Source organism: Cryobacterium sp. TMT2-14 (genome assembly GCF_004402465.1).
GTDB classification, from domain to species: Bacteria; Actinomycetota; Actinomycetes; order Actinomycetales; family Microbacteriaceae; genus Cryobacterium; species Cryobacterium sandaracinum.
Window position 1 is genome coordinate 1 of record NZ_SOFV01000030.1, and the last position, 16,453, is coordinate 16,453.

The following is a 16,453-nucleotide window of genomic DNA, read 5'->3' on the forward strand; positions in this document are numbered from 1 at the left end:
GGCCTCCGTTGCATCGTGTTGAGTGTGGTAACCCAATCGATACCGGAGGTCCTCACCTTTTTAGCTCACGCCACGCTCACAACCTGTATGGGAACAACATCTAGCCCTCCACGCCTCGCAGTGAACCGGCCACGCCGTGCGAGCTGACGCGCGATATTCTCGTCAACTCTCTCGCGGTGGTCGGGGAAGTGCGCGTCATCGATCTCGGGGCTGCCCGCCACCCATGGGTGGCAGGGGACCTCGACGGACCATCGACGCCATGCACGACGATCTTGTCGGCGCAGATCCTGCGGTTGCCGACCCGCGCGCCGAGCAGATGTGCGGGGACCGCGCCCAAAATTGAGTGGATCCGAGCAAAGTTTGAAGTAAAAATGCGCTGGCCTCGTGGTCTCGAGGTCTGATAGCTTCGTCTTGACCGCCGGGCATCGACGCCGGGCGCAGTCTGGCCATTGCAGTGCAGGCCCCAACCCCATCCAGGAAGGGATTGCACTGCTGTGCCAACCATCGAATGTTTAAAACGTCCTTACCCCTCACCCCGCGTCGCAGCCAAAGCGCTGCACGCAGTTCGATCTCGCGGGGGTGATTCGCTGCCTGTTGGAATTCACCCATGCTCAAGCTGCCATGCTTGGCACGTCACCTCCAAACGAACCAGCGGTCGTCCGAAGTGGTGGGACAAGCTTGTTCTCACGTCTGCCGAGCCATGCTGACCAAAGCCCACCGGCCGCGTGGGCCAAGTTCAGCTCAAATCAAGACATTCAGGCGGATGCCGGCCAGTCGAAAGGGGGCGGCGGCTCGCCAGCCGGTCTCCATTGGTAACCGCGTTTGCGCGCTAGGGTCAAAGCCGTGAACACGCCATGAACATCGACATCACGCACGATTTTCGTTCCGACGCGGCCGGCCGTGATCCAGACAAGTTCAGCCCGACGCTGCGTCGATACCACCAGCAGCTGTGGAGCAAGCCCGTACCCAACGGTGTTCTGTTCGATCTGGCCATTACAAGGCCAGGGGCATATCTGCACCACTCGTCCGAGGTCGGTGAGTTCACGCTGTCGAGCGACTCGGTGATACCGACATACGAGTACTGGAAAACTCCCCCGCTTTATTTTGCGCAGATCCCCTTGGCCGAGCAGGAAGAATTCGCTCGAATCAGTTACACCATGGGCGGCATGATCATCTTTCCTAGGAATCCGATTGCCGGCAAATGGACGATCAACCAGGCCCGTGGCACGAACAAGTCCACGATTGGAGACAGATTCGACCTCACGCTCGAGTGCATCCGTCGGCACTATCTGAGCCGGGAGGACTCCCCCTTAGCTCAGACACTTGCGCGTTATGCCGACTTCTTCGCCCTGTTCGGTGACTTTCATGGATACGTAGACTTCTTCCTCTTACAAGACCTCGTCACGGACGACCTTGCTAGCATCCGTTTCTTCACGGCGTTCGCTGACTTCGCATCGCCGGCGGTTCCACAGACCCTGGATGAGTTTGTCCAGTATCGGAAATTGAGCGTTGAGTTCGTCGAGGCACGAAACCGTCGCGTCGCGAACTCAGCCTGACTCACCAAGCAGATTGCCGCACTCGAACGTCCCCAGAAGTCGACGTCACAAGAAACCATTGCCGCCACCCAACAGGCCGAAATATGGACAATGCCGTTGACGTCAACCGCTAGCAGAGGGCGGCTGGGGTAGCTCCCAGACGAGAGCGAATTCATCGGCAACCAAGGGCCAGAGGACCCGAAGACCCGAAGACCCGAAGACCCGAAGACCATCCTCCACCGAGTCGATCCCATCGGCAAAGGACCCGCAAGCAACAAATTCGTGAGGGATCGTGGGCCGGTGGAGATCGGCGAAGGGTCCAAATCCGGCTGGTCCGCTCCCCACGGGCGACACGTGAATGTTCCTCCGCGCGTGGCTCAGACAAAGCCCCATATGCTCCGAAGGGGGGCGTGACACCGGGGTGCGCCAAGTCGATAGGAGAGTGTCGTGTACATCAAGAGGTTGAGTGTTCAGAACGTGAAGAGCTTTCGTCAAGAAACAGCCTTCGACCTGGGTCGCGGAGTCAACTACCTAGTTGGGGACAACAACGGTGGTAAGTCAACAGTTCTGGAGGCCCTGCTCTTCTTGTTCGAGGGCCCAACTGCCAACAAGTGGCGTCCCGACACTTTCTATTCCACCAAAGCTGACGGGCCCACCCGAGTGGTCGTGGATATTGCTGGCGGTGTTGAGGAGTTGGTGCGGCAAGCAAAGTACGCCCTGCTCCAGAGTTTCATCTTCGAGGACGACGGCGAAGTGGTGTTGCGCCTGGAACGTAGTAGCGAAATGCGAACGGTGGTTCAGAGCGGCAAGGATAAGTCCGTAGACGTCAAGGCGGTGTGCTTCTGGCATCCAGAGCGTCAGCAGTTCGAGAATGTCACTGGCATCGATGCGAAAGTCAAAGCGATCTTTGACTTCGAAGCCATCTGGGCGGATGCACAACCTGGTGACCACATTGATTTCGCGAATACCAAGACGCTTGGGCGACTTCTCGACGCGGCTTTCACCCGTTTCGCTCAGACAGAGCGTTGGAAGAGCCTGGTGACGGCCCACGGAAGTGCGTTTGCCGACGACGATGAGGAGTCCTTCCTAGTCGAGACCGAGAAGCTCGCAAACGACATCAAGTCACTGGTGGAGGACCAATATGGCCATGCTGCGATGCGCTTCGAATTCACGCTCCCGGACCCGTCGGTGTTCATGAAACAAGGACGACTTCACGTTGACGACGGCGCAGGTGAGACACCTGTCGAAGGCAAAGGTTCCGGGATGCAGCGCGCCATCGCCCTCGGCATCATCCAGCTGTATGCAAAGGCAGAGCACACCGAAGACACGGAAAACACGACGCCGCTAATCCTCATGCTCGACGAACCGGAAACATGGCTGCACCCCAGCGCACAACTTCGGCTGGGCGACGCGCTAAGCGTGATTGGCGAACGTGATCAGGTCTTCATCATCACGCATTCGCCGTACCTGATTAGGAAATTTGACAGTCGCAAACACCGGCTCACAGTGATCGCGGGACAGGGTCATGAACGAAAAATTGACACCTCAACGAGTTTCGGCCTGTTCGGAGTCGGTGAACCGACTTGGGGCGAAATCAACTATCGAGCTTTCGGCATGTGCAGCCACGACTTCCACAACGAGCTCTACGGCTTCATCCAGAAACACCTGGACGATAAGAAACCAGCGGGGAAGAGTGCCAAAGAAGAGGAAGTAGACGCATTCCTCGTATCTCAGGGACTCAAGCACGTCAAAATATGGGAACGCCACGCGAATCTCAAATACCCGACAACGGTTCCGGGCTACGTCAGGAACTCCATTCACCATCCCGAAAACTCTGCAAACATTCCCGTGACAGATGCCGATTTACGCGTTGCGACAGACGAACTAGTGAGCGTCGTCGAGCGGCTGGTCGAGTCAGATAACGCAGGCGTGGGTGGAGTTGCTGCATAGCTGTCGCGGCACCTCGGGTAGGTGCGACTTCCGATTCACTGGAAGATTGAGGTCATGACTACTCCTGATCGCACCGCAGCAGACGCCGTGATGATTCTCGAATCGCTTTCCCGGATTCTCAGGGCCTCCAACAGCTCCATCAGCCCCCGAGGTCGCCGAGGCTCAGGCCGGCTACATCGACGATGCGGCAGGAGCCGTCGTTCGTGACTTGAACCTGTCTGTTGAGGAGTTGAGTCAGACTCGCGCGTACGGCGGGCGCGAGTGGGATTCTGCTCTTCTCGATGTCTTGCTCCCGGCAGATCAGGTGCGCGCGATATTCGCTCGGATTGAGAATCTCTGACCCACGACTCTGGCCCGGCTTGGACCTGTACGCAGAACATGCTCGGTGAAGTGCGTGGCGCCCACTGTTGCGATGTTCCCCGCAAGGAGAACCCGATGCGGGCAGGTCTGCTGCTGGCCAAGCTCACAAGACTCCCAATGGCATCGTTGTCCGTCCGCCGACTCTCAACTGTGGTGCCCGTTGTATGGGTTGCGGCCGGTGTCGGACGTGGCCGGTATGGTCCGTTTAAACCGAGCAGGGAGTGTCAATGTCGTCAGATGAATACCCGTTCCCAGTTGCAGTGTCCCAATTGAGTGAGGACGACTCCCGCGAAGCGCAGAATACCCGTGCGGTCGCGTGGCTCCTGCAACAACCGGGTGGTCCAATCGCCGTTGTGACACCGCGTCGACAATTCGAGGGCGACGCCCTCACGCGGCTGGTGGGAAGCCCCGGCACGGAGCACCTCATCTGGCGGGGACTCTCAGCCGGGTCGCTTGCCCACCGGCGTGTGATCTACGCATGGCCCGATCGGCAGCATTTGAATGATTTGTGGGACGTCGACGCGGACGCCATTGTCGTCATCGAGTGGGGAGCCACTGAGACAGCCACATGGGTCGAGGACGCACAACCAGTGCGACTTCTCCCGGGACAGACTATTCAGCCTGCCTCCGGGCCGCAGGCCACCCCGGAACCCGTTGACGAGCCCCTACCAGGAGACGTAATCCGAATACTCGAGAGCCTCGCGCGGTGGGCGGCGGGATACGACTCCGGCCTTAAGTGGAATGAAGAAGACAAGCTGAAGGCCGACATGATGAACCGTCCCGATCGGTGGACCTCCGTAACAGTGGAGCAGGTCAGAGGCAAGTGTCGCGAACTGAAGATGCCGCCGAACGACATCGAGACGATTGCCGGGTTTTTGGATCGCAGAAAGCAAGGCCGGCGGTTCAACGTGCGGAGTACCTACCGCGACCACCAATTCTGATCACTTGCGCGGTTTTGAATGTCGCCGTCTCGTCGGTTTCGGGGACCCCGTTTCCAGGAGCTCACAACTGGGCTCATCCTCTGGCCGTTTCGTTTCGGTGCTCTTGGAGACGAAAGCTCGTCAACCTACGGCGACCGGGCACGCAAGGCGCGCGAAAAGTTGTTCGAGCGCGGTGTTCGAGTCGTCCTCGCTCACCGACTCCGACACACGCTGCACCGCGCTGTAGTCGGCGGCCACTGGCTCCGGCATCTCGTCGATCCGTTCGCGGAGTGAGTCCGTGTAGATCGTCACGCCGAGTTCCCGCGCTAGGTCTTCGATCTCGGAAAGCCACGAGGCCATCAGGTCACGATCAGACTGCTGCTCAATGCCGTCCAGTTGCGCACCAAAGGCTTGGTCGAGGGCCCTGTCGACGTGGAGGCCGCCCGACCTGGCGCCAAGCGAGTCGGGGAGGCCAGCGTATTCACGGATCTCCTCGGTCTCGTCGATGTTCTCGACGCCAATCAACACGCACTGTTCAGCGCGCTCATCAGCCCACTCCGCATCCAGCTCGTCGAGTGCTGTCGCCAATCGGAACAGTGCAGACGCAGCCGGCCGCCTCATATAGGTGAAATTTTCATCGAGGAAGCTGAGCGCCGGGATAAGAGCCTCTCCGAGCCGCTCAGCTGCCGGTAGAAAAGCCAACACCGCGGCCGCCGATGTCAGAAGCGCTGTGCGTTCACGGAATGACTCGCTGGTTTGCGTCGTAGAGGAGGCACGACGATTCTCGTTAGCTGTGGCCAAATCGAGCCCGGCCGAGAAGCGCGCCGCCGCAATCTCGTCAATGTCCGACGCCATTCGCTCTATGAGCGTCCATATGCTGCGGCGGCCGCGATGGCCCAGTAAATGCTCAATCTGTTGAAGTGTGGCCGCGTCCACGAGAGCTAGTTTGAATACGGGGCCAATTCCGAGCTGATCAAGCAAGAAGTCACGGCGGCTCGGATCATAGAGGCGCAGCTCTGCACCCTTGCCCGTTTGATCAATCCGGATCCACGACCCTTCCAGAACACGCAAGGAGTTCGTGAATCCGCGAGGATCGTCAGACACGGCAAGTTGCTCGACCGCGGCGACCGGCAACGATCGACTCGGTTCGATCGCGAGGTGGAGCAATATCCTCAAGCCCAATGTTGACAGCTGGTCAAAGCTGCTCTTCCATATGAGGTCTGGATGATCGAGGGCCTCTTGAAGCGCGTCGTACAGCGCGTCGGCGGTTTCGGGCTTTTCGACAAGCACAACCGATTCGAGTACGCGCGGATTGAAGCCTCGATGATCGACGACGGAGCGGTACCGACTGTCGCGCGAGAGTGCGTCGAGTAGAGAATTTTCCTCGAACGAGAAGTAGAAGTGGTTGAACAGAATTCGTGCCCGGTCATGACGGCTGAGAGCGTCCATTTCAACCCGAAGCCGTCGCTGCCCCTCGATAGCTCGCCGAATACGATCGTCAGGGCCAGTGACTGCGGCGTTGAGGATCTGTTCTCGAGAAGTCATGACGAGCAGCGCATTGCCGGACGAGGCTCGCTGCAAGGTCCTGATGAAAAGGGCAAGGTCATTTCCCTCGTTCTTCTGCAGCTCGAGCGACGATGTTTGCCCCAAGAAGTCGTCATAGTAGAACACGGTTTTCTGGGCTGGGTCGCGGACATGCTGCCAGGCTTCGCCGATGTCGGAGACGATGTTCACGACCCTCCAGCCTGCGTGCCAATGCGTCAGGAGCAACATCTCGGCGAGAGTGCTCTTGCCAACGCCCGGTGCGCCGGAGATCAACACAACCCGTTCGTCGTGAAGCACATCAAAGGCTTGGTCGTACTCGGGAGTGTTAACGTAGAGCCGGATACGATCCCGAATCTGATGGATCAGTGCTTCGCTCCGTTCCCATTCACCGGAGCGGAGTATCCGGTCAAGAACCTCAGCACTATTCAGCCACAGCTTGAAATGTCGTCGTTCCACGTCGGAATGTGCAGACAGAGCCCCGTTCAATCGACCACGAGCCCAGACATGGCCTGCGTGCGGTGCCAGCGGCCCGAGCGCGTCGGTCACCGCAGTCCCCGCGTCGGGACTCAGGTTGGCGGAGGTAACGAAGTAGTACTCCGTCGGGATCCCATCCGCCCACTTAGCGAGCTCCGCGGTAGCCGACGCGACGATTTGCGCCTTCGTTGCAGCGGGCCGATGCTTGCACTGCACGATGATCGTCCTATTAGAGCTCACATGTCGGATGTCGATCCCCCCGTCGGGACCGACCGCGAAGGTCTCGAATGGGACGCCAAACTCGGCAGAGAGGATGTCCCGGACGAGTGCCTCAAAGTCGATCGGCGAGAGGTTTCTGAAATCGTAGTCCGTCACCTGCACAATCTAGCCGTGTAGCAACGTCGTACCGTGGCAGGACGTGCGTCGACCAGCTGGAGTGGCGCCTTCAGATGTCTGTGGGTTCCATGACGGTGACGGCCGCAACGCTCCACCGCTTGCCGTCCGCTGCCAGCAGCCCGAACGAGGATTAGCGGCAGGGACCCGATGAGACGTCTTATAACCCTAGGGACGTAAGACGTCTCACGACTCTCATACTTAGCCTTTGCGGATCGCCGGAATTTGCGGCGTGACGAGTCCTATATCTACGTCGCACAACCTCTTCGCTCGAATGGGTACTCATCGATAGTTAAGAGGCGTCCAAGAACCGAGCGATGGAGCCGGCCGTCGCGCCAGCAGTCCGCCGCATAGGAGAGAGTCGACAGTGTTGGCCGCTGGTCCTGCGCGGGTAGATCGTGTGAAGCACGCCGCCCGTCCGCGTTGTGTGAGACTGATTCTCAGGCCTGAATATTTGAACAAGGGAGTGCGATGAACGGCGAGCTCGTTTTCACCGTCAAGGGGGCGACAGCCATCGCTGCAACACCGATCGGGCTAGCCCAAGCCGGTCTGCGGGAAAGACAGCACCTCCAGGAATGGGTCATCGCACATCCAGAGGTCCTCGGCTCCTCCATCAAGATTGTGGCGTTTGAGTTCGGCAGCTGGACAGGCCACACGGGGGTAAAGGAACACGACCGTCTTGATGTCCTGGCGCTGGACGGGGACGGCCATCTCCTTGTCGTCGAGCTCAAACGAGACAAAGCCCCAGACACCGTCGAGATGCAAGCGCTCAAGTACGCAGCATTAGTCTCGCGGTTCACTCGAGACGACCTTGATAGGGTCCACGCGCGATATCGCACTCAGACCTCTGGTCAAGAGGTATCCGCGAGCGACGCGGCAGCCGAACTCGACGCTTGGGCCGAAATTACCGAGGACTCTCTTCGGCTGCCGAAGATCGTTCTCATGGCGACCGATTTCCCTCAAACCGTCACGGCGACCGTCGTGTTTCTGCACCAGCAGCTGGGACTCGACATCAAGCTATTGGTTTTTCAGGCGTATCAAACTTCTAATGATGTTCTCGTCACTGTTTCGCAGCACTACCCGCCGCCGGGGATTGAAGAATTCGTTCTCTCCCCAGAAGTTAACGAGGCGCAGAAAGCGAAAACCGGCAAACACAACAGGCAGCGCGAGGCCAACACTGTCGCGCGTTTGATTGGCGCCGAAGTACTCGAACAAGGCGAACGGTTTCAGTTCCATTCAACCCCGGAAATTCTGGCCACGCTCGAAGAGTGGTTTGCAGACGAGCCTGGACGCAGGTTTGCAACCTGGCAAGAAGACTCTTCGTCCCCATTGGTCTGGCAGGCCGACGACCAGCCGTACTCTCCGACCGGGCTAGCCCGACTCATCCTCGAGAAGGGAGCGGGCAAGATCGTCGTCGCCCTCCAGGGCCCCGCCTACTGGGTGAACGAAGCCGGCGAAAGCTTGGTCGACATCGCGAACAACCTGCCTGAGCAGGAAGAGGTGCCAGTCGAAACTCACACCGACCGGATGAGTGAGACTCTGCTCCCGCTCTGGGAAGACCTCGACGCGAGCATTCTCGCCCTCGGTCCCGGGGTATCGCGTCGCTCGCGAGTGCGCGGCCTGAAGTATTACGGCAAGCGCAAGCTCTGCGACGTCACCGTCCACGGCGACCACCTGAGCGTCTACGTCCAAGGACTCAATATCAAGGAGTATCCCGCCACACCATCGAACACGATCGTTAGCGGGCGGCCCCAGTACATCCATGCGCAACTGAGAACCTCAGCTGATCATCACGAGCTCCTCGGTCTGCTGCAGAAAGGACTCACGGCACAAGGGGCCTGATGGCGCGGAGCCACGTTAGCGGTTGGGAAGATCGAGGATCACTTTCGGCACCAGTGCTCAGCACCATCAGCTCGGCGATCCGAGGTCGCGACGTACTTTTCGTGGGCCCATCCGCCTCCAACGCCTTCGGGGCAAGCTCGCCATGCCATGCTTGGAATTGATGTGATTGGCACGGCCTACGGTAGGCACTGCCGACTGGGGGAGAACAAACGTGACTGCCAACAACAACGCAATCGTGCCGGTGTGGACACTCGCCACCGAAGAGGTAATCCTCCCGAACCTCTTCGGAGAGGGAGACCTTACGCCCGCCCGGCTCGCCGAGCTGCGGACAGTTCTCGCGTCCCTGGCGGCGAGTCCCATCGCCACGCTGGAAGTCCACACGATGACGGACAGACGCCATCGGAGTGGGGGCATCACGCTCCACGCAGCGAGCCCCCTTGCGAATCAGCTATCTCAGCTCGTCTCCCAAACAGCGAAGTCCGCAGCAACGGCGAAGTCGGTTGCGCCGGTTCTGGATGCCGCTGGCGCTGGTGAGGTGCTGTACCGGATGGTGGTCCCGGCCAAGGTCGCCGCACAGGTCGGTAAGGGGCTCGTCAAGCCGATGGTTGCAAAAGGTGTACCGGGAGGTATCTACGGCGGCCTTCGCGACGGCGTCGGAATTGTCGGCAATGCCGCTTTCGTACCGGTCGCCGGGAAGGCCGCAACTGCTGGCGCCGGTGCAGCAGCAGCTGGAGCCGGCGGAGCCGTGGGAGCAGCGGGAGCAGCGGGTGGTGCAGTTGTGACTGCCGGGGTAATCACCGTGGCAGCGCCGCTCGTGCTTATGGCAGTCGCCGTCGGCGTGAGCGCCTACGCCGAGCACGAGCGCCAGCAAGCCATTGAGCGCATCACAGATCTACTGGAGCAGCTGCACGACGACAAACTGGAAGTAGAACGGAGCGAGCTCGACGGGTGTCGTGATGCGATCGATAAGGCCACCGCGGTCCTGCTCGACCAGGGACGCATCGGCCCCGCGCTGGGCCTCGATTCCGCCGTTCATGCGATTAGCAAGTCGTTGGCGTTGAGCCGCAGACGGTCAGTGAAGTGGCAGGACTCCCTGGCGAATCTCCCGGAGGGTCCGGTAGAGCTTAAGACCCTCACGAAGGCATTCCCGGGCATCCACGAGGACGGGGGAACCTTCCGCGCACATCTCGAGCTCGCCAGGCTCACGATCGCTCTCAAACGACGTGTGCTCGTCCTTCAAGCAGTCGAACACGCCCAGATGGAGGGTGGGAGTAACCCGTTCGCCAATTTCGTAGGCGCCTTGCAGGAAGATGAGCGCCGGGTCAACGATCTGGAGTCCTCGCTTAGCTCAATACTTCTCCAACTGTCGACCATCGAGCTCAAGCGCCACACTGGTTTGCTCCATCTCGTGTCCACGCCGGGAGAGGTAGATACCCTTCTCGCGGCTGTGTATCGGCTACGCAATTTCGGCGATGACCTCGCTATTGGCGCCAGCCAGCCCGACGTGGCCATTGAGATCGAACGAAGCAATGACGGAACACTGATTGTGTTTCCCGCTGAAGCTATTTGAGCGTCTATAGGTCAGAGAGAAGGCGCATCGCACGAAGATGGCTCGCAATTGACCGGACACGAGCCGTCGCTGGCGTCCGACCCCTGCATCTCTGTGCAGCCGTCTACCCGATTGACGGTCGATGAATCGGATTGTCTACCGTGTCCGGACGTGCTTCGAATGACGTCGCAATGTGTAGCTGCGCAATGCGGGCTGCAGTCCAAGCGTCCTCGACGGTCAGCCGGTTTGTGGGCATGCGCTCAATGACCTCCTGCATGGCAAACTGCACAACCATTGACTCGACGGGCACGCGTGGTTTCCCCCGATGAGCCCTCGCCTGGTTCTCCATCTCCGCATCGACGACAAACCGTGCACTATTGCGGTGGACATGTGTCACGACGGTCTTCACAAGGCGATCGAACTGCTCCTGCCGCTCTTCGCGTGGAACGACAGCCTTCGCGGCACGCACAGCCGCGGCGACGTCGCGGCTGGTCAGCAGGTCGACGCGGCGCATCCGTTCGGTTACGAGCTCGACAGCTCGGGCGTACACGATGTTCTCCACCGGGACTGGTGGGAGCCCCATGCGCGCCCTGGTCGCCACGTATGCTTCAGCGAACTCCCGCATGCGGGCGCCGTTCTGGCGCATGTGTTCCGTCAGCGATTCGGCGAAAACGGTGAACTGTCGTAGATGCTCGGACAGCGCCGGGTCACGGAAATACGCGTCGGCTTCGCGTTCGTTGGTCCGGCGTTCTGCGGCGGTAGCCGGGTGGAGTTGCTTCGGTGGGAGGCCGAGGCGACTGAGCGTGCGCTTGAGACGTTTCGCTGCAGCGTTGGCTTCGAGTTCAGCCTGGTAGATCTCGGGGTCGGCACGACGGATGCGCTGCACCTCGGCGCGGCGTTCCATGTTGCGCTCGGCCCACTGTTTGTGGGCCTGCTTCGTGCGGTCGGGATCGGGGTCTGCATCCCGTCTTGCGGCGGCACGAGCGTTCACCTCGTCACGGTGGTTCGCGTAGTAGCGGTTGTAGTACTCCCTGACTTTCTCGCGGTTCTCCTCCACCCACCCCTGCTTATATTCGCGCACACGATCGGGGTGCTCTTCCCGCCATCGTTTCGCACGCTCTCTTCCGCTATCACGCAACTCTGCCTGGCGTCGCTGGCGAGCCGTTGACCGACGCATCGAGTCGCGATTGAGCTGCCGCGCTCTCTCGAGGTGCTCCGCCCGCCATCGCCGATTCATCTCGCGAACCCGGTCGCGGTTCTCCGTCACCCATCTGCGCCTAGTCTCGGCATGGCGATCGGGCTGACGGCTGCGACCCGCCTTTTCAATGACCTGATCGTGGTCAGGCGGCTGATTTACCAGCGCCTTTCGCGGCGCGGTGTCCTCGTCAAATGGGCCGTTCATGCTCGCTGCTACTCAGTGGGCGGCGGCGCCAGCTCGATGACGAGGGCGAGAAGTTCAGAACGATGCGCCGTTGGATTCGTGATCACGCGGCCAACGGCGATCCGGAGCCGTTCGGCGTGTTCGTCTGGAATTCCAGCGACGGGCACCAGGCAGTATGCGATGTCCTTCTGGATGCTGTAATCGTCATCGTCGATCGCGATCTCCGGATAGTAGAAGAGCGCGGCAAGCGCGGTGCGACTGAGCAGGTCGTCGAACTGCTCCTGCGGGATCGTCATTGTGAAGCCTCCTGCCGACGTAGTCGTGTGCGTCAATCCTGCCGCAAACAGGAGGTACGCCAACGATGACTGGCGGGGCGAGCCCGACCGAGTCTCCGACCCAACCAACAGGCTGGTGCAGACTCAGGCGCGCATCGACCAAATTACCGACTCCGTCGATGGCTCGAGCCCGAGGCCATTGCGGAGCACGGCCGACGTCGCTCGACGTCGGGCCTGGGCTTCACGGCCACGCATCCAAAGCAGCCGGATCAAGGTCGCGGGCCCGGCCACAAGAAACTTCAGTGCGTTCCACACGAACAGCAGTGCGAGCGCGTTCAGCCAGCCCGAGCCACCGGCTTCGGCCAGCCCGGCACAGAAGACCGAAGCGAACGCATACGGGACTGCGAGCAGCATTACCGGCAGGCCCCACTTGAGACCGCGCCGGGTGTGGATCGCGTCGAGCACGATATTGGTCGGCATGAACCGCCTCATGGCGAAGTGGGTGCGGGCGGTGACGGACCAGATGAGTCCAAACATGCTGCAGCCTTTCAGGTGTTCGGCAACAAGAACCTGGAAGGACTGCCCGTCGAACGGGAGTCATGCCATCGCAACAAGCGGTGGCGCGAAATAGAGATTGCCTATGAGAAAAGTCTAGAACTCGATGCCGGTGGGCGGAAGACCCGCTGTGACACTCGGTCTGGGTGCCCCGTAGGCGTTGCGTTCTTGGGTGAGACGCTGCGCTGCATCGAGCGCGACACGAGCGCGGGCTGCATCAAGCCTCTGTGCCGTCGCCTCCGGTGCTGGGCCAAGCGCCCGTGCGCTGACAACGCCGTAGCGGTCCCGATAGGCCGCGACCGCGCAGGCGTGCCGGCGCCACTCGACGACCGTCGAGCCCCGCGGCGCGACCCCAAGGGCTCGAGTCCAGGTCTCCCCCGCGAGCAAAGCACGGTCGAGGACGGCGCTCGCTCGCGATTCGATCAGCTCGCTGCGTTCGTCGAGGGCCTGGCGCATGGCTGCATCCATCGGCCCGACGGCCCTGGGGAAGAGCTCGGCGACGAGGCGCGGCATCCTGCGCGATCGACCCGCTCCGGTGTCACGAGCGACTACCGAGGCGACTCGGGCTCGAAGAACGGCCGCGATGTCCTGGGCGTCCTCAAACCCGCGGGCCGCAACCGCACGCGCAAGCAGGCTCGCAAGGTCGAAGTGGTGGGCCTCGGCTCGCCGGAGCTCCGCCGCGAGCGGACCGAACGCATCCGAGTCGACGACCTCGTCGGCCTGTTCATGCGAGAGGCCGCTCTTCCGAACCAGCGACACCCACCTGTCGTGCTGCGCTGCGGCCGCAATGGTTTCGTATTCCGCCGCGAGTTGTTCGATGGATCCCCATGCGTCCTGCTCTGCCGCGATCGTCTCGTGTGCGGACAGTTCGGCGCCAACGTGCTGCAGAACACCGTAGAGGATGCTCCGCGCCGTCGCGTCGGCGTCATCGCCCGGGCGTGGCCCAACGTGGGCGACATCGGGTCGGTCGACGGCGACGTAGGCGGAATTCGCCTCGCGGCCTCGGGTCATCGCGACGTAGAGGTTCTCTCTTGTCATGCCGGACGCGACGACGACGTGCGCCGTGTCGGTCGTGATTCCCTGCGCACGGTGCGAGGTGATTGCGTAGCCGAGTTCGACGTGGCGCCCGACGTACTCGGAGGGAAGCAGCACGGTGCTCCCCCACCGTCGACCGTGCCGTCGCACTTCGATCGAACCGTTCCGGTGGACTCCGATCACCGTCCACCGGTCGCCATTACGCACCCAGGTTCGGGCTGAACGAAGCGAGCGATCGTTGCGGCGCGTAATGATCGTGTCACCTACAGCCACGCGGGTTCCGTCATGAAGGGCGACTTCGCGCAGCGCATCGACGCGGCCCTCCAAGATCAGTTCGGTACGGGCGCGCACGTTCAGCGATGCAACCGCCTCGGTCGAGTCACTGATCAGAACCGTTGCTCTACCGGCTCGGGTATCAGCGCGCCAAGCCTCATAGGCGGCATCCGCCATCGCCTCCGTGCTGCCATCGCGCACGCGGTCATGAGCGATGTACAGGTCGATCGACTCGGGGTTGCCCTGGCGCAGTCCGAGGGATGCGGTCTTCTCCCACTCGTGGATGAAGCGGTGCACGTCGACGAGTTCGGGTGCATTCGCTCGATCGTGGACGAGCAGAGACAATGCGCCACCCGCGTCGACCGACTGGAGCTGGGCGTAATCGCCGACCAGGAGAACCTTCGCTCCAGCATCCGCGGCGAGAGCAGTCATCTGGTCTAGGGTCAACGTGCCTGCCAAGGACGCCTCGTCGATGATCACTAGCTGGCCGGCGCGGAAGGTTACTCCATGGACGAGGTGATTCTGCCACCACTTCGCCAGGTTCTCGGTCGTGATCCCGAGTTCCTCATTGAGTACCTGCGCGGCGGCGGCCGAGGGAGCGAGCCCGACGACTGAGCCCGCACCATACGTTGCTTCCCAGGCCCGTCGGAGCGCGTTCATCGCCGTCGTCTTGCCGGCGCCGGCCGGACCGACCAAGACATCAATGACTCGGCCAGAACTGGCAATCGAAGCGAGCGCCGCGAGCTGGTCCTCGGCGAGCACTCCGCCACCCGGCAACTGCGTGCGCGCAGCCGAACGCAGTGTTGTCGTCGTGACACGTGGGCCGGTCTCGTCGGCGGCGCGCTCGAGCAGCCGAGTCTCTGCATCCAGCAACTCGGTGGACGTGAACACGATGGAGTGTTTCGGGCGGAAGACCGACGTCCCATCATCTCGTTGGAATGCGGTCGGGCTCGACGCGAGTTCGGGCGGAGTGATCCGCAATGATGCCAGCTCGGCGGCGTCGACGACGAGCCCGATGACGGCCTCTCGATCGGATGCCGTTGCGAACCGATGTTGCATCGTTTGGCGGGCTGCCTCGGCCGTGAGATTCCAGTGCCGCCAGGTTGAACGCTTGTCGCTGACCGCCTTCATGACGCTCCGCCCGAGTGCATCAATTGCCTGCCTCGACAGGTCCTCTGCGCGTAGGACCGACGCCGGTGGGTGCACGGATGCGCCGCTCGCCAGCAAAGCCGCATCATCACCAAGCACGCGCTCAGCGCGTTCCCGCCATGCCGCAGTGAGCTCGGCGAGGGAGCGCACTTCCTTTGCGGGCCGCGTAGAGAGCGTTGCTTGAGCGCGTAGCTTCATGATCGTCACCGGATTCGGGCGACGACCGAACCGGTCCACGTATGCCTCAATCAACCGATCGGTCTCGACATTGATGTGCCGGGATCTTGTGGAGAATTCCGCGACGAGGGCTTCGGGAACATGGCTAATCGCCCACGCGGGGTGGCGGTCTCGGCCCCGCTCCCGCATCTCCCAATGCACGCCAAGCGATCGCGTCAGCGCGTCTGTGAGCAGAGCCTCGTGCATCTCGGATAGCGCGACCACGGCCTCGTGCATCGGCCGGCCGTCGAGTGAGCGCCACTTGCCGTCGAGCACAGTCTGCACCTTGTTGCTGATCACGACGTGCGTGTGTAGATGAGGGTCGCCGGCTCTGCTGTCGAAGTGGTCGAACGCCGTAGCGATCAAGCCGGCCACATCGACTTGTGCGACAGCACCTCCCTGCGCCGTTGTTCCAGTCCTGGTCGCCGCGACCTCGCGCTCCATGTACGCAATCACCTCGGCCACCGCCGCATGGTGAGCCTGCACGATGCGCTCCTGCGTGGTTGCGTCTGCCACACCCCAGAGGATGCTCGCCGACTTCGGAATGGAGAACGTGAAGTCATAGCCGGCGACGGCGCGGCGCCGTCCTGAACTTGGCTGTTCCTCAGCGGATGCCGCGGATGCCGCCGCTCGCTCGGTTGGGCCTAGCTCGAGACCGTGGCCACCAGGCCCGGCCGACGTTCGGGCCGCGGCACTCCGATAGACGGGATATGCACGACCAAGGGCCTCGCCGGTGACCGGGTCACGGCCCAAACCGATGAGCAGTTGAAGTTGAGCCTCAGTGACCACGTCGCCCTCGAGTACGAGACCGCCACCGAGACCACGGAGACCGTCTCCCATCCATCTGCCCGGCGGTGTGCCTTCCGCGCTGTAATAGCGAGTCAGCGGGGTTGATAGCAAGCGTTTCCCGTCACAAGCGGCGACCGTGCGCAGCAGGTATTTATAACCGTCCCCAGCGCTCATCACTCGCATCGACACCGTCACCGCGCACACCTCCACTA

The 16,453-nt window shown here is 61.5% G+C and carries 10 protein-coding genes; 5 read left to right on the forward strand and 5 right to left on the reverse strand.

Annotation, left to right across the window (positions count from 1 at the left end; all coding sequences use genetic code 11):
• Positions 1-854 precede the first annotated feature (854 nt).
• From E3O28_RS10785 to E3O28_RS10795, 3 genes are all read left to right on the forward strand, one after another.
• The gene (locus E3O28_RS10785; RefSeq protein ID WP_134415928.1) at positions 855-1,556 is read left to right on the forward strand and encodes a hypothetical protein; all 702 of its coding nucleotides are present in this window, start codon (positions 855-857) and stop codon (positions 1,554-1,556) included.
• Between the two features lie 426 nt (positions 1,557-1,982).
• Positions 1,983-3,485, forward strand: a complete 1,503-nt coding sequence (locus E3O28_RS10790; protein WP_134415930.1) for an AAA family ATPase — start codon at positions 1,983-1,985, stop codon at positions 3,483-3,485.
• Positions 3,486-4,114: 629 nt separating this feature from the next.
• The gene (locus E3O28_RS10795; protein ID WP_198411566.1) at positions 4,115-4,786 is read left to right on the forward strand and encodes a hypothetical protein; all 672 of its coding nucleotides are present in this window, start codon (positions 4,115-4,117) and stop codon (positions 4,784-4,786) included.
• A 120-nt stretch (positions 4,787-4,906) separates the two neighbouring features.
• On the opposite strand, the gene E3O28_RS10800 is transcribed toward E3O28_RS10795, so the two are convergent.
• Positions 4,907-7,159, reverse strand: a complete 2,253-nt coding sequence (locus E3O28_RS10800) for a restriction endonuclease (protein ID WP_166784799.1) — start codon at positions 7,157-7,159, stop codon at positions 4,907-4,909.
• A 489-nt stretch (positions 7,160-7,648) separates the two neighbouring features.
• Here E3O28_RS10800 and E3O28_RS10805 point away from each other — a divergent pair, with 489 nt between their 5' ends.
• On the forward strand, positions 7,649-9,019 hold the full coding sequence (locus E3O28_RS10805; protein ID WP_134415936.1) for a hypothetical protein: 1,371 nt from the start codon (positions 7,649-7,651) through the stop codon (positions 9,017-9,019).
• Positions 9,020-9,230: 211 nt separating this feature from the next.
• Entirely contained in the window at positions 9,231-10,589 is a 1,359-nt protein-coding gene (locus E3O28_RS10810) for a hypothetical protein (protein WP_134415938.1), read from the forward strand.
• A gap of 103 nt (positions 10,590-10,692) precedes the next feature.
• Here E3O28_RS10810 and E3O28_RS10815 read toward each other — a convergent pair whose 3' ends face one another.
• The 4 genes from E3O28_RS10815 to mobF all read right to left on the reverse strand — a co-directional run bounded on the left by E3O28_RS10815 (position 10,693) and on the right by mobF (position 16,424).
• Entirely contained in the window at positions 10,693-11,970 is a 1,278-nt protein-coding gene (locus tag E3O28_RS10815) for a hypothetical protein (RefSeq protein ID WP_134415940.1), read from the reverse strand.
• A gap of 8 nt (positions 11,971-11,978) precedes the next feature.
• Positions 11,979-12,245: a hypothetical protein gene (locus E3O28_RS10820; protein ID WP_134415942.1), complete on the reverse strand. Its 267-nt coding sequence runs from the start codon at positions 12,243-12,245 to the stop codon at positions 11,979-11,981.
• A gap of 123 nt (positions 12,246-12,368) precedes the next feature.
• The gene (locus tag E3O28_RS10825; RefSeq protein WP_134415944.1) at positions 12,369-12,761 is read right to left on the reverse strand and encodes a sulfate permease; all 393 of its coding nucleotides are present in this window, start codon (positions 12,759-12,761) and stop codon (positions 12,369-12,371) included.
• Between the two features lie 114 nt (positions 12,762-12,875).
• Positions 12,876-16,424 (reverse strand): MobF family relaxase, encoded by a 3,549-nt coding sequence (gene mobF / locus E3O28_RS10830; RefSeq protein ID WP_134416100.1) that lies wholly within the window; start codon positions 16,422-16,424, stop codon positions 12,876-12,878.
• Between the last annotated feature and the right edge of the window lie 29 nt (positions 16,425-16,453).